This is a genomic window from Streptomyces sp. NPDC048560, from assembly GCF_040650955.1.
GTDB lineage: Bacteria > Actinomycetota > Actinomycetes > Streptomycetales > Streptomycetaceae > Streptomyces.
In genome coordinates this window covers 897,212-910,564 of record NZ_JBEZIJ010000001.1, presented here as the reverse complement: position 1 = coordinate 910,564, position 13,353 = coordinate 897,212, and the positions used below count along the sequence as shown (strand labels likewise).

Sequence of the window (13,353 nt, the reverse complement as noted above, 5' to 3'; positions counted from 1 at the left end):
GAGCACCGGTGGGCCCCCCTTCGGGGCCCCCACCCCGGGCGAGCCGTCCGGCGGGCGAAGGCGATACTGAATCCATGAAGCTCAGCCGCCCCGTCTCCTGGTTCCTGCTCGCCTTCGGGGTGTGGAGCTGGTTCATCTGGATCACTTTCGCCAAGAATCTCTGGAAGGACGGCAGCGGGCTCGCGTTCGACGACGCGGGCGACCCGACGGCGTACTTCTGGGTACATCTGCTGCTCGCCATCGCGTCGTTTCTTCTGGGGACGGCAGTCGGAGTGATCGGGTTCCGTGGCGTCAGGGCTTTGCGCGCAGAGCGCACCTGAAAGGCCGGCCCCGACGCGGGCCGGGCACATCGGGCCGGGCACACCCGGCCGGGGGACGAGTGACAAACCGGGGCCCGATCGGGCCCCGGCCGACGCGTGGGTGGGGGAGCGGACGTGGTTGTGGTCTTCGTGCTGGTGGCCGTCGCGGTGGTGGCATTGCTCGCGGGCGTGCACCGCTATGTGTGGCGGCGCTTCGTCGGTGACACGACGACACCGGGGAGCGCGGTGCGCAAGGCCGGCACGGTGGCCGTCTTCGTCCTGCCCCTGCTGTCCGTCGGGGCCATGGTCTCCGGCCGTGCGGGCGCTCCCTTCTGGATGCAACAGGTGCTGGCCTGGCCGGGCTTCCTGTGGCTGGCCGCGCTGCTCTACCTGACGCTGGCCCTGCTCGTCGGCGAGGCCGTGCGGCCCGTCCTGCGCCGCGTGCTCGACCGCAGGGACCGCGCGGCCGCCGCCGAGCGGCAGCCGGGATCCGTGGCCACGGAGGACGGCACGGAGACGGGCACCGGACCGCTTTCCGAACCCCTCACCGACGCCAGGAACCGTAACGACGCACTGGTCCCGTCCGGTGCGCCCTCCCGGCCGTCCCCGGCTCCCGGACCGGGCGCCGGCGCAACCGAAGGCCCCGGCCCCGCTCCGGCCTCGTCCCTCGCCATGCCCTCGCGGCGGCTGTTCGTCGCCCGGGCGGTCGGCGGCGCCGCCGCGGCGGCCGGGCTGGGCACCGTCGGCTACGGCACCTACGGGGTGCTGCGTGGCCCCCGCGTCAAGCGGGTCACCGTCCCTCTCGCCAAGCTGCCGCGCTCCGCGCACGGTTACCGCATCGCCGTCGTCAGCGACGTCCACCTCGGGCCCGTCCTCGGGCGGGCACACACCCTGCGGATCGTCGAGACGATCAACCGCACGAGGCCGGATCTGATCGCTGTCGTCGGAGACCTGGTCGACGGGTCCGTCGCCGACCTCGGCACCGCCGCCGAGCCCCTGGCCGGGCTCGAGGCCCGCCACGGCAGCTACTTCGTCACCGGGAACCACGAGTACTTCTCCGGCGCCGCCCAATGGGTGGACCACGTACGGGAGCTGGGCCTGCGTCCGCTGGAGAACGCCCGGGTCGAGATCGACGGCTTCGACCTCGCCGGAGTCAACGACATCGCGGGGGAGAGCGAGGGCCAGGGCCCCGACTTCGTACGCGCGCTCGGTGACCGGGACCGCGACCGCGCCTCCGTACTCCTCGCCCACCAGCCCGTCGTCATCCACGACGCCGTCGAGCACGGCGTGGACCTCCAGCTCTCCGGGCACACCCACGGCGGTCAGCTCTGGCCCGGCAACTTCCTCGCCGAACTGGCCAATCCGACGGTCGCGGGGCTCGAACGCTACGGCGACACCCAGCTCTACGTCTCGCGCGGCGCGGGCGCCTGGGGCCCGCCCGTCCGGGTGGGCGCGCCGTCCGACATCACCGTGGTGGAGCTCGCTTCCCGACAGGCGTAGCGCCCGCTCCCGTGAGCATGGAAAACGCACACGACCATCACAGCCGGCGACGAAATCTCCTGACGGAAGGAGTTATTTCAGCCATTTCGGACTTGCAAGGTTTCGAGTGTCGAACAAAAGGCTGTGAGTGTCCGATTTACTCTTCCAGATGTGAAAATCGTGTGATTAGGTATGCACGAACATGCGGTGATGTGCGCCTCTGAAGTGCATCTGCCGAGGTGGGGCTGGTAAGGGAGAGCACGGCAATGCGGTCGATCCGGGTACGGATTCTCGCGATATTCGCGGTATTGGTCATCGCAGGCTTCGGTGCCTGGCAACTGCTCCCCTCGGACGAGGTGAAGACGGACCCCATCACGGTCGGTACGACGGACGAGGTCACCTCTCTGGACCCGGCCGGCGCGTACGACGCCGGCTCCTGGGCGATCTACAGCAACCTGTACCAGTCCCTCATGAGCTTCAAGTCCGGTGCGATCGTGCCGGAGCCCGACGCCGCCCAGAGCTGCAACTTCATCGGGCAGAAGCTCCAGACGTACCAGTGCAAGCTGCGCGACGACCTGACGTTCTCCAACGGCCGGAAGGTCACGGCGAAGGACGTCGAGTACTCCTTCGAGCGGATGCTCAGGATCAAGACGGACGTCGGCCCCTCGGTGCTGTTCCCGAGCCTCAAGTCGGTCGTGGCCGACGACCTGACGATCACCTTCAACCTCGGCGCGCGCGACGCGACGTTCCCTCAGAAGCTGGCCACCGGCGCCGGATCGATCGTCGACCGCGAGCAGTACCCGGACGACAAGCTGCGCGCCGGTAACGAGGTCGACGGTTCCGGTCCCTACGTACTGAAGGCCTTCGAGCCCGGTGTGAGCGCCGAGCTGGCCCCCAACCCCAGGTACAAGGGCGCCCTGCAGAAGACCGGTGGCCCGGTCACCATCCGCTACTACAAGGGATCCGAAGAGCTTCTGACGGCGTGGAACGCCGACGTGCTCGACGTGACGCACCGCCAGCTGCCGCCCGCCAGGCTCGCCGAGCTGAACCCGGCCGACCCCGAGCTGCGGGTCACCGAGGCGGACAGCGCCGAGATCCGCAACCTCGTGTTCAACGTCCGTGAGGGCGCCCCGCTGGCGAACAAGAAGGTCCGCCAGGCCATCGCGTCGATCATCGACCGCGGCCCGCTGGTGACCGACGTGTACAAGAGCACCGTCGAACCGCTCTACTCGCTGATCCCGCAGGGCTACATCGGGCACAGCACCCCGTTCTTCGACGCGTACCCGCAGCCCGACGCCAAGCGCGCCAAGCAGCTGATGGCGGAGGCCGGCGTGCAGACGCCGCTGCACATCACCTTCGCCTACCGCGCCGACTCCTCCTACACCAAGGAGACCGCGGAGCTGCGCCGCCAGCTGGAGAAGGACGGTCTGTTCAAGGTCGCGGTGAAGGCCGTGGAGTGGCAGGACTTCCAGAAGGGTTACGCGGCGGGCGACTACGACGCGTACACCGTCGGCTGGCTCCCCGACTACCCGGACCCCGACACCTTCAGCCAGCCGCTGGTCGGCCGAGAGAACAGCCTCCACAACGGCTACACCAGCAAGCAGATGGACTCGCTCATCACGTCGACGCTCCAGTACAGCGACCGGAGCCGCACCTCGGCGGACTTCAAGGACCTCCAGGCGCTGGTCGGCGAGGACGTGCCGCTCGTACCGCTGTGGCAGAAGAAGGACTACGTGGTCAGCAAGACGGACGTGTCCGGTTCGCAGTACCTCTCCGACGGCACCGGCATCTGGCGCCTGTGGGAACTGAGCTGGATCTGACCGGCCCGTATCCGAAGCGGCCCCGCACCCTCCCCATGAGGAAGGTGCGGGGCCGCTTCGTGTGACCGGACGGCCCTCAGGCCCTCTTGCGGGCCGTGGCCGTCTCGGCCATGCCCGGCAGGAAGTCGGTGAACAGCTCGTGCACTTCGTGGACCAGCGGGCGCAGCACCCGGAACCGGGCCAGGGCCACGCCCCTGGTGGTGAGGCGGGCGCCGCGGCCGGCGAGGCGGCGGCTGCGCTCGCGCTCCGGCGAGCGGTCGAACACCCAGTACAGGACGAGTCCCATCTGGGAGAGCCACATCAGCTCGGGGAGGATGTCCTCCAGCTCCGCGGGGATCTTCGCCTTCGAACCGGCCAGCACCTCGCGGTGTATCGCGATGGACGCCTCGCGTGCGGGCTCCGATTCGGCGGAGAAGGGGCTGAGGGGGCTCTCCGGGTCGGCGGCGTTCTTGAAGAACTGCGCCGCGAACTCGTGGTACGGCGCCGCGATGTCCAGCCAGGCCGTCAGCACACCGGCGAGCCGGGTCTCCAGGTCCGTCTCCTTGTCCAGGACCTCGCGGGCGGCCGCCTCGTGCTCGGCGCCGATCCGGTCGTAGAAGCCCTGGACGAGGTGTTCCTTGCTGGCGAAGTAGTAGTAGGCGTTGCCGACGGAGACCCCGGCCTCCTTGGCGATGGCCCGCATCGTCGTCTTGTCGAAGCCGCGCTCCTGGAAGAGCCGGAGCGCGGTTTCGAGGATGAGGGTGCGGGTCTGTTCGCTCTTCTGGGCCTTGACCGGCCTGACTTCCTTCCCGCCGTGTCCGTCCGTCACGCCCGGGTCGTCCGTCTCATCTCGTTCGTCGCTCGCCACGGCCCCAAGGCTAGTCGCCCGTGCCACTGCCCAGGACCGGGACCTCGCAGGCCGCTCCGTCCCCGCACGGGGACGCGGTCACCGAGCGGTACTTCGCGGCCGCCAGCACCGTCGCCCGTGCGAAGGGCCGGCCCGCCGGGGTGGTCAGCCAGTGGGCCCGGTGCCGGTGCTCGGCCAGCGCCCAGAGGCAGACGATCCAGGCCGAGGTTCCGCGGTACACCTGCCCCCGGTCGCCGATCACCGTGATCTCGGTGAGCGTGCTCGCGTGGTCGAGCCTGGGGAAGCGCCGGCGCGCCTCCTCGGAGGCGGCCGGCACGAGGTCCAGCGGGACCAGCTGGCGCTGCTTCAGCAGCCAGTGGCGCACGTGGACACAGAGCGAGCACTGGGCGTCGTACAGCACCGTGAGGCGGGCGACCGGTGTGCGCCCTCCGGCGGTCGTCACCGGTCACTTCCCGGTGGCGGGTGCGGCCCACGGACCCTGCTGGGCGGGTCCGGTCCAGCCCTGCGGCGGTACGGGAGGGGTCTGCTCGCGCTCCATCAGGCCCCGGCGGCGGATCTTGTTGAGCACGTAGACGTTGCCGAGGTGCATCGCGCCGAGCACCAGCAGCACGACGCCGACCTTCGTCGACAGTGCGTCGAAGAGCTGCCTGGCGTCGGTCACGCTGTCGGCGTTCTTCAGATAGAGCGTCACGAAGCCGAGGTTGACCAGGTAGAAGCCGACCACCAGCAGGTGGTTCACGGCCTCGGCCAGCTTCTCGTTGCCGTGGAGGACGTCGGCGAGGAACACCTTGCCGTTGCGGCTGAGCGTGCGGGCGACCCAGATCGTGAGGGCGACGCTGATGAGCAGGTAGATGACGTACGCGACCACTGTGAGGTCCATGCCCCGAGCTCCCTTGAACGTGTTCAAAAGCTGTTGTCATGGACTGTAGACCCATCTTTGAACATGTTCAAGACGGGGGTGTGGGGGTCCCGGGGCATGGCGAGGCCCGGGACGGGTGAGCATGGGAACGCGAAAGGCCCGGCACGTGTGTGCCGGGCCCGTGGGCGGTCGTCAGGAGGGCGGGCGGACGTCGCGGCCGACCGGAGCGAAGGAGATGGAGGGAAGGGGACGGAGGCGCGGGCGGCTGCTCAGACGCTCATCGAGCGGGCGGCGTTGACCTGGGCCATGACCATCGGGAAGGTGTGCGGCCCCGTCGCGGGGATCAGCGTCGCGTGGTGCCTGCCGCCGCTGGTGACCGTCACCTGGATGAAGCCCGTGGTCTGCTTCTCCTTCATCAGGAGGAAGAGCAGACCGACCAGGCACAGCAGGGCGAAGACGATCGCGAGCACGATCGCGACGGTCGGGATCTTCTCCTCGGTGCGCGACATGTCGGTGGCCGTCCACATCGCGCCCTTGAGGGGCATGGTCCCGGACGGGGTCACGATCGAGTCGTTCATGACGGTGATGTCGCCGAGCGCCAGCATCGGCACACCGCCCTGCGTCCCCGGCTGCGCGAGGTAGTTGCCGGGCATCGTCGGCTGTCCGTAACCGGCCGCCGGATAGCCGTAGCCGGGGCCGGGCTGCGCCGCGTCCTCGGGCAGGGGCTGCGGGTAGCCGTACCCCTGGGTGGCGCCCGCCGGATAGCCGTAGGCCTGCCCGTCGGGCATCGTGGGCGGATTGCCGGGCTGCTGCCGCGGCGGCCCCCACGTGTACGAGTCGTCCGCGTAGGGATTCGGATCGCTCACGGCATGCCCCCTTCCTCTTGGTCACAAGCTCCGCACGACCGTACCGCCCGCACGGGGCGGGCGCAGCAGAAGGCCCCGTCCTTCGCCGTGTCACGGCGAAGGACGGGGCCCCTGGGCAGTGCGTGAAGCAGGAGGATCAGAAGCGACGCGTGATCAGAGCGCGCTTCACTTCCTGGATCGCCTTGGTGACCTCGATGCCACGCGGGCAGGCGTCCGTGCAGTTGAACGTCGTGCGGCAGCGCCACACACCGTCACGGTCGTTGAGGATCTCCAGGCGCTGCTCGCCGCCCTCGTCGCGCGAGTCGAAGATGAAGCGGTGCGCGTTGACGATCGCCGCCGGGCCGAAGTACTGCCCGTCGTTCCAGAACACCGGGCACGAGGACGTGCACGCGGCGCACAGGATGCACTTGGTGGTGTCGTCGAAGCGCTCGCGGTCCTCGGAGGACTGCAGACGCTCGCGGGTCGGCTCGTTCCCCTTGGTGATGAGGAAGGGCATGACGTCGCGGTAGGCCTGGAAGAACGGGTCCATGTCGACCACGAGGTCCTTGAGGACCGTGAGGCCCTTTATGGCCTCGACCGTGATCGGCTTCTCCGGGCTCAGGTCCTTGATCAGCGTCTTGCAGGCGAGCCTGTTCTTGCCGTTGATCCGCATCGCGTCCGAGCCGCAGATCCCGTGGGCACAGGAGCGGCGGAAGGTCAGCGTGCCGTCCAGTTCCCACTTGATCTTGTGAAGGGCGTCGAGAACACGCTCCTTCGGGTCGATCGAGATCTGGAAGTCCTGCCACTGGGCCTCGTCCGAGACCTCGGGGTTGAACCGGCGGATCCGGAAGGTGGCCGTGATGTACGGGGAGTCGGCGAAGCCGGCCTCGGGCTCGGGAGCCTTGTCGGACTTCTCCAGGGTGGGGGTAGCCATCAGTACTTACGCTCCATCGGCTGGTAGCGGGTCTGGACGACCGGCTTGTAGTCGAGCCGGATCGACTCGGTGCCGTCGTCTGCGACCTCGCGGTACGCCATGGTGTGGCGCATGAAGTTGACGTCGTCGCGGTTCGGGTAGTCCTCGCGGTAGTGACCGCCGCGGGACTCCTTGCGGGCGAGCGCGGACGTCGCCATGACCTCGGCCAGGTCGAGCAGGTTACCCAGCTCGACGGCCTCCAGGAGGTCGGTGTTGAACCGCTTGCCCTTGTCCTGGATGGACACGTTCAGGTAGCGCTTGCGCAGCTCGGCGATCTTGTCGACGGCCGTCTTGATGGTCTGCTCGGTGCGGAACACCATCACGTTGGCGTCCATGCACTCCTGCAGCTCCAGACGGAGCGTGGCGACGCGCTCGGTGCCCGTCGAGTTCCGCAGGCGCTCGACCTGGTCGACGACGAGCTGCGCCGGGTTCTCGGGAAGCTCGACGAAGTCGTTCTTCGCGGAGTACTCGGCGGCGGCGATGCCCGACCGGCGTCCGAAGACGTTGATGTCGAGAAGCGAGTTGGTGCCCAGGCGGTTGGCGCCGTGCACCGAGACGCACGCGACCTCGCCGGCGGCGTACAGGCCCGGGACGACCGTGGTGTTGTCCGCGAGGACCTCACCCTGGACGTTCGTCGGGATGCCGCCCATGGCGTAGTGCGCGGTCGGCTGGATCGGGATCGGGTCCGTGTAGGGCTCGATGCCGAGGTACGTACGCGCGAACTCCGTGATGTCCGGGAGCTTCGCGTCCAGCTGCTCCGGCGGGAGGTGCGTGAGGTCGAGGTAGACGTGGTCGCCCTCGGGACCGCAGCCGCGGCCCTCACGGATCTCCGTGTAGATGGAGCGGGACACGACGTCACGGGACGCGAGGTCCTTCATGACGGGCGCGTACTTCTCCATGAAGCGCTCGCCGTCCTTGTTGCGGAGGATGCCGCCCTCACCGCGGGCGCCCTCCGTCAGCAGGATGCCCATGCGCCAGATGCCCGTCGGGTGGAACTGGAAGAACTCCATGTCCTCCAGCGGCAGACCGCGACGGTACGCGGCGGCCTGGCCGTCACCGGTCAGGGTGTGCGCGTTCGACGTCACCTTGAAGAACTTGCCGGTGCCGCCGGAGGCGAAGATGATCGACTTCGCCTGGAAGACGTGGATCTCGCCGGTGGCCAGCTCGTACGCCACGACGCCGGCGGACTTCTTGACGCCGTCCACTTCCTGGAGCAGGAGGTCCAGGACGTAGAACTCGTTGAAGAACTCCACACCCTCCTTGACGCAGTTCTGGTACAGCGTCTGGAGGATCATGTGGCCGGTGCGGTCCGAGGCGTAGCAGGACCGGCGGACCGGGGCCTCGCCGTGGTTACGGCTGTGACCGCCGAAGCGGCGCTGGTCGATCTTGCCCTCGGGCGTGCGGTTGAACGGCAGGCCCATCTTCTCCAGGTCGAGAACGGAGTCGATGGCCTCCTTCGCCAGGATCTCGGCGGCGTCCTGGTCGACCAGGTAGTCGCCGCCCTTGATCGTGTCGAAGGTGTGCCACTCCCAGTTGTCCTCTTCCACGTTGGCGAGCGCGGCGGCCATGCCGCCCTGCGCGGCGCCCGTGTGGGAGCGGGTGGGGTAGAGCTTCGTCAGCACGGCGGTGCGGCTGCGCTTCGTCGACTCGATGGCCGCGCGCATACCGGCGCCGCCGGCGCCGACGATGACGGTGTCGTACTTGTGGATCTGCATGGTTTCCTCTGGTCCCTCTGTCCCGGCGCCTAGCGGATGTTCGGGTCGAAGGTGAAGATCACCAGCGTGCCCAGCAGGACGGTGAACACCGTGGCGGTGTACAGGAGCATCTTCAGCCAGAAGCGGGTGTTGTCCCGTTCGGCGTAGTCGTTGATGACCGTACGGAGGCCGTTGGCACCGTGCAGCATGGCGAGCCACAGCATGGTGAGGTCCCAGACCTGCCAGAACGGCGAAGCCCAGCGGCCCGCCACGAAGGCGAAGCCGATCTTGGACACGCCGCCGTCCAGCACCAGCTGGATCAGCAGGTGGCCGATGACCAGGACGACCAGCACGATGCCCGACAGGCGCATGAAGAGCCAGGCGTACATCTCGAAGTTGGTGCGCGAGCCCTTGGGCGTCTTGCCGGTCCGCTTGCGCGGCGGCTCGATGACCGGGGCCGGGTGGTCGACGTCGTAAAGGGCGACGCCCTCGACGTCGCCGATCGCGGAAGTGCTTTCGGTGGACATTGGCATCAGCTCCCGAAGACTTCGCGTACGGCGTGACCGAGGACGGGATACAGCGCCCCGACCATCAGCACGATCCAGATGCCCATCACGGTCCAGAGCATCTGCTTCTGGAAGCGCGGGCCCTTGGACCAGAAGTCCACGGCGACGATGCGGAGACCGTTCAGAGCGTGGAACAGGATGGCGGCCACGAGACCGTATTCGAGCAGCGCGACGGGCCATGTCTTGTAAGTGGCCACGACTTCGTCGTACGCCTCGGGGGAGACACGCACGAGAGCGGTGTCCAGGACGTGTACGAACAGGAAGAAGAAAATGAGGACACCGGTGACTCGATGAGCCACCCACGACCACATGCCTTCCCGGCCGCGGTACAGCGTTCCAGCCGGCACGGAAGAACCCTCCGGGAGCGGGGATTGGGGTCGGCCGGCTTGACTGTCGGTCTGACCCGGCCGGGTACGGTCCACCGGCCCTGGCCATCGTAGCGACGCTTTGTCGGTTCGTTCGCCCCGGGGCCTCTGGTGTGATCAAAGTGGCAATCAAACAGGCACGGACGGGCTAGAGCATCCCAAAGGGCGCACTCCGGCCCGGGCCCCTCGTCGGGCCCTCGTCCGTCACCAGCTCGATGATGCGCTCCCGGGCGAGCCGCCGCATCTCGTCCGCCGTGACCGCACGTTCCTCGTCCGGGTCGTGCGCCAGCCTGGCCCTGATCCCGGCCAGCACCTGATCCACGTGCTGGGAGGGCCGGTGCGCGTCCAGGCTGATCACGAAGACGTGGCCGAACCGGCTCTCGTACGCGGCGTGGGCGGCCCGGAGCGCGAGATGCGCCGCCCTGGGCGCGGCGTGATGGAGGCAGGGGGCCGTCTCTCCGGCGAGCGCCTCGGCGATATCCGTGGGAGACAGGTCGTAGCCCGCTTCGTCGGAGGCGGCGAGCAGGGCGTCGAGATCCGGGAACGGGCGGTGGGCGGCCATCCGCAGGGCCCAGCGGTGGCTTCCGCAGCACTCCAGGAGCGCGGCCTCCGCCTCGGCGCGCGGCGCCGCGTTGAAGCGGGCCAGGCCCGCGGAGTGGGCGCCCGGCGGTGCGGTGCCGCGGGTCTGGACCGGTATGGCCGCCCGCCCGGCCCGCTGGTGCGGTCGCTTCGGCAGGCCGGCGTGGGACTCGCTGGACCTGGACAGCGTGGACTCCTCGAACGGACGACATCTCTGCCCCCTCCAAGAGGGGGCGGAGGGCAACGAGGTTGCACGGGTGAAGGAAGTGAAGAAGGTGAAGGGAGAGACGAATGTGCCGTAACGCTAGCGAGAGAGGGCAACGGCCGCCCGAAGGACTCATGAAAATCACCCGGACGGCAGAGTTTCGGACAACTGATGTGCGGTTCCTGGACACCCGATGGATCGATCGGGAAAAAGAAGGACCGCTTTACCCTCAGATATGACCTCTTCCCCCCATTTCGGAGGTACTGACCGATGTCGCCCTCACGCGGTGCTCTCCTGACCGGCGCGGCTGTCACGGCCGCGGCGGCCGTCGCCCTCACCGTCGTCGTCCTGCCGGACGACTCCGACGACGCGCGCCAGAACGGTACGGCGGCGTCACCGGCCCGCGCCACGCCCTCACCCTCCCCTTCCCGGAGCTATCCGCTCTCCTCGGAGCCGCGCACCATCCCCGCCGTACGCGAGCACGACCCGGCCCGCGGGCCGGGCTGGGAGCCGGGCCGCACCAGTACGGTCGTCATAGCCGACGGCAGCGACGAACTCGCCGACGAGGCCAAGCTGCTCGCCGGGGAGCTGAAGATCCGCTACCGGGGCGAGGTCGCCGCCCGCGCCGGTGACGTCGAGCTGGCGCTCGGCACGGCGGGCCGGGGCGACCCCGAGTCGTACACCATGAAGACCGGCGGCGGGCGCGTCACCATCAGCGGACCCGACCAGGCGGGGGTCTTCTACGGGACCCGCACCCTGAAGCAGGCGCTGCGCACCGGTGGGGTCGTGCCCGAGGGCGAGATACGCGACCGGCCCGCCCGGCCGCAGCGAGGTCTCAACATCGACATAGCGCGCAAGTACTTCACGGTGGGCTGGATCGAGGACCGGATACGTGAGATGGCCGATCTGAAGCTCAACCAGCTCGGCCTGCACTTCTCCGACGACCAGGCCTTCCGCATCGAGTCGGAGTCGCATCCCGAGATCGTGTCCGAGCAGCACCTCACCAAGGACGAGGTCCGCCGGATACTGGCGCTCGCCGCCGAACTGCACGTCACGGTCGTCCCGGAGATCGACTCCCCGGGACACCTGGGAGCCGTCATGCGGCCCCATCCCGAGCTCCAGCTCCGCAACACCCAGGGCGTACCCCGGCAGGGCGCCATCGACATCTCCGAGCCCGCGTCGGCCCGCATCGTCGACGACCTGCTGCGCGAGTTCTCCGCACTCTTCCCCGGCGACTGGTTCCACGTCGGCGCGGACGAGTACCAGGCGCTCACGGTGAGCGACCCGGCGGCCTCCTACCCCCAGCTGGCCGCGGCCGCCCGCCAGAAGTACGGCGAGGGCGCCACGATCCAGGACCTCGCGGAGGGCTGGCTCAACGACCGCGCCGCGGTGGTCCGCGAGGCGCGGAAGACACCCAAGGCGTGGAACGACGGCTTCTTCAGCGGCGGGAAGGTCACCGCCGACAAGGGCATCGAGGTCGAGTACTGGACCGGCAAGGAGATCGGGGCCCGCCCGCCCGAGGAGTACCTGGCCGAGGGCCGCAAGGTGGTCAACCTCAACGACGAGTTCCTCTACTACGTGCTCGGCGAGCCGAACCAGTTCACGTACCCGACGGGCCGCCGGATCTACGAGCAGTGGACACCGCTGGTACTGCGCGGCACGCAGGCCGTACCGGAGAAGTACTCCGGCCAGATCCTCGGTGGCCGGTTCGCGGTCTGGTGCGACCTCGCGAACGCCCAGACGCAGGAGCAGGTCGCGACCGGGATCCACCAGCCCCTGCAGGCGACGTCCCAGAAGCTCTGGGACCCGCGTGAGCCGGCACTGAGCTGGGCGCAGTTCCAGGAACTGGCCCAGGAGATCGACCGGACGGGCTGACCGAATGCCATGGACATGATGGTGCACCGAGGGCTAGGTTCCGCTTGCCGCGCGCTCCGGGGAGGGGCGGCGGCCCACACACCGGCACCACGCCCCGGGGGGCTTTCGCACCATGCTCTGCACCACATGCGGCACCAGGCCGTCCGTCACAGCCGACGGGCGCTGCACCCTCTGCGCCGGCACCGGCGCCGCCCCGCCGCACGGCCTCATGGCGCCCGGCCCCGTGCCGATGGCCGAGGCCAGGCACCGTCTGCGCTCACCGGTCGGGCTCGCCAGAGCCGTCGTGATCCTGCTCGCCGTCGTCATCGCGACGGACGTGCTCGCGCTCGCCGCCGGGCTGAACGTCCGGGGTCTGCTCGGAGCCGCCATCGCGGACGACTTCGAGAACTTCGACGAGAGCGCGGCCGAGCGCGCCGACTGGCTCTACGTCATCGCGGGCTCCTTCCAGGTGACGGCGGTACTGGCCACGGCCGTCGTGTTCATCATCTGGTTCCGCCGGATGCGGCTGAACGCCGAGGTGTTCGACGCGGGCGCGCAGCCGATGAAGCCGGGCTGGTCGGTCGGCGCGTGGTTCGTCCCGATCGCCAACCTCTGGCTGCCGCGCAGGATCGCGGGCGGTATCTGGAGCGCGAGTGCGCAGACCAGCACCGACGGCACCTGGCGCACCGCCTCGCAGACGCCGATGAACCTCTGGTGGGGCGTGTGGGTCCTCTCGGTCCTCTTCTCCCGCTTCGCCTCCAAGCGGTACGAGCAGGCCGAGCTGCCGCAGGAGATCCTGGACGCCGCAGGGCTGCTCATCGCGGCCGACACGCTCGACCTCGTGGCCGCGGTGCTCGCGATCCACTTCGTCCGCACGCTCACCCGGCTGCAGGTCGGGCGGGCCGCGGTCGGTGCTCCGGCCCGGTGACCTGAATTCGCCGCCCGTCTCCTGCCATCCACCTGCCAGG

General features: G+C 69.1%; 14 protein-coding genes. 5 read left to right on the top strand and 9 right to left on the bottom strand.

The window, feature by feature from the left end; genetic code table 11:
* Positions 1 to 74 precede the first annotated feature (74 nt).
* The 3 genes from AB0C82_RS04025 (at position 75) to AB0C82_RS04015 (ending at position 3,598) form a co-directional block, all read left to right on the top strand.
* Positions 75 to 320 carry a hypothetical protein gene (locus AB0C82_RS04025; RefSeq protein WP_362836018.1) on the top strand — a complete coding sequence of 82 codons (246 nt, stop codon included), beginning with the start codon at positions 75 to 77 and terminating at the stop codon, positions 318 to 320.
* 120 nt (positions 321 to 440) lie between these two features.
* Entirely contained in the window at positions 441 to 1,799 is a 1,359-nt protein-coding gene (locus AB0C82_RS04020) for a metallophosphoesterase (protein WP_362837033.1), read from the top strand.
* A gap of 245 nt (positions 1,800 to 2,044) precedes the next feature.
* Positions 2,045 to 3,598, top strand: coding sequence for an ABC transporter substrate-binding protein (locus AB0C82_RS04015; protein WP_362836016.1), 1,554 nt, complete (start codon positions 2,045 to 2,047; stop codon positions 3,596 to 3,598).
* 76 nt (positions 3,599 to 3,674) lie between these two features.
* On the opposite strand, the gene AB0C82_RS04010 is transcribed toward AB0C82_RS04015, so the two are convergent.
* The 9 genes from AB0C82_RS04010 to AB0C82_RS03970 form a co-directional block, all read right to left on the bottom strand.
* Positions 3,675 to 4,406: a TetR family transcriptional regulator gene (locus AB0C82_RS04010; RefSeq protein ID WP_362837031.1), complete on the bottom strand. Its 732-nt coding sequence runs from the start codon at positions 4,404 to 4,406 to the stop codon at positions 3,675 to 3,677.
* 49 nt (positions 4,407 to 4,455) lie between these two features.
* A complete protein-coding gene (locus tag AB0C82_RS04005) occupies positions 4,456 to 4,887 on the bottom strand; it encodes a DCC1-like thiol-disulfide oxidoreductase family protein (protein WP_362836014.1) in 432 nt (143 codons plus the stop codon).
* Between the two features lie 3 nt (positions 4,888 to 4,890).
* Positions 4,891 to 5,325: a hypothetical protein gene (locus AB0C82_RS04000; protein ID WP_362836012.1), complete on the bottom strand. Its 435-nt coding sequence runs from the start codon at positions 5,323 to 5,325 to the stop codon at positions 4,891 to 4,893.
* A 248-nt stretch (positions 5,326 to 5,573) separates the two neighbouring features.
* On the bottom strand, positions 5,574 to 6,170 hold the full coding sequence (locus AB0C82_RS03995) for a hypothetical protein (RefSeq protein WP_362836010.1): 597 nt from the start codon (positions 6,168 to 6,170) through the stop codon (positions 5,574 to 5,576).
* Between the two features lie 136 nt (positions 6,171 to 6,306).
* Positions 6,307 to 7,083, bottom strand: coding sequence for a succinate dehydrogenase iron-sulfur subunit (locus AB0C82_RS03990; protein WP_362836008.1), 777 nt, complete (start codon positions 7,081 to 7,083; stop codon positions 6,307 to 6,309).
* Complete coding sequence (sdhA, locus tag AB0C82_RS03985) at positions 7,083 to 8,837, bottom strand: succinate dehydrogenase flavoprotein subunit (protein WP_362836006.1); 1,755 nt, start codon at positions 8,835 to 8,837, stop codon at positions 7,083 to 7,085. The genes AB0C82_RS03990 and sdhA overlap by 1 nt, the downstream gene beginning before the upstream one ends.
* 29 nt (positions 8,838 to 8,866) lie before the next feature.
* Positions 8,867 to 9,343 (bottom strand): succinate dehydrogenase hydrophobic membrane anchor subunit, encoded by a 477-nt coding sequence (locus AB0C82_RS03980; protein ID WP_185298974.1) that lies wholly within the window; start codon positions 9,341 to 9,343, stop codon positions 8,867 to 8,869.
* A gap of 5 nt (positions 9,344 to 9,348) precedes the next feature.
* On the bottom strand, positions 9,349 to 9,729 hold the full coding sequence (gene sdhC, locus AB0C82_RS03975; protein ID WP_362836004.1) for a succinate dehydrogenase, cytochrome b556 subunit: 381 nt from the start codon (positions 9,727 to 9,729) through the stop codon (positions 9,349 to 9,351).
* 166 nt (positions 9,730 to 9,895) lie between these two features.
* Positions 9,896 to 10,444 (bottom strand): 2-oxo-4-hydroxy-4-carboxy-5-ureidoimidazoline decarboxylase, encoded by a 549-nt coding sequence (locus tag AB0C82_RS03970; protein ID WP_362837029.1) that lies wholly within the window; start codon positions 10,442 to 10,444, stop codon positions 9,896 to 9,898.
* 357 nt (positions 10,445 to 10,801) lie between these two features.
* Between AB0C82_RS03970 and AB0C82_RS03965 the strand changes: the two genes are divergently transcribed.
* Both AB0C82_RS03965 and AB0C82_RS03960 read left to right on the top strand, forming a co-directional pair.
* Positions 10,802 to 12,406: a glycoside hydrolase family 20 protein gene (locus AB0C82_RS03965; RefSeq protein WP_362836002.1), complete on the top strand. Its 1,605-nt coding sequence runs from the start codon at positions 10,802 to 10,804 to the stop codon at positions 12,404 to 12,406.
* Positions 12,407 to 12,518: 112 nt separating this feature from the next.
* On the top strand, positions 12,519 to 13,313 hold the full coding sequence (locus AB0C82_RS03960) for a DUF4328 domain-containing protein (protein ID WP_362836000.1): 795 nt from the start codon (positions 12,519 to 12,521) through the stop codon (positions 13,311 to 13,313).
* Positions 13,314 to 13,353 lie beyond the last annotated feature (40 nt).

Excerpts from the sequence above, each read along its gene's own strand:
- AB0C82_RS03960 (WP_362836000.1), top strand. The coding sequence starts at position 12,519 with ATGCTCTGCACCACATGCGGCACCAGGCCGTCCGTCACAGCCGACGGG.
- AB0C82_RS04025 (WP_362836018.1), top strand. The coding sequence starts at position 75 with ATGAAGCTCAGCCGCCCCGTCTCCTGGTTCCTGCTCGCCTTCGGGGTG.
- sdhA (WP_362836006.1), bottom strand. The coding sequence starts at position 8,837 with ATGCAGATCCACAAGTACGACACCGTCATCGTCGGCGCCGGCGGCGCC.
- AB0C82_RS03990 (WP_362836008.1), bottom strand. The coding sequence starts at position 7,083 with ATGGCTACCCCCACCCTGGAGAAGTCCGACAAGGCTCCCGAGCCCGAG.
- AB0C82_RS03980 (WP_185298974.1), bottom strand. The coding sequence starts at position 9,343 with ATGTCCACCGAAAGCACTTCCGCGATCGGCGACGTCGAGGGCGTCGCC.
- AB0C82_RS03965 (WP_362836002.1), top strand. The coding sequence starts at position 10,802 with ATGTCGCCCTCACGCGGTGCTCTCCTGACCGGCGCGGCTGTCACGGCC.
- AB0C82_RS04000 (WP_362836012.1), bottom strand. The coding sequence starts at position 5,325 with ATGGACCTCACAGTGGTCGCGTACGTCATCTACCTGCTCATCAGCGTC.
- AB0C82_RS04015 (WP_362836016.1), top strand. The coding sequence starts at position 2,045 with ATGCGGTCGATCCGGGTACGGATTCTCGCGATATTCGCGGTATTGGTC.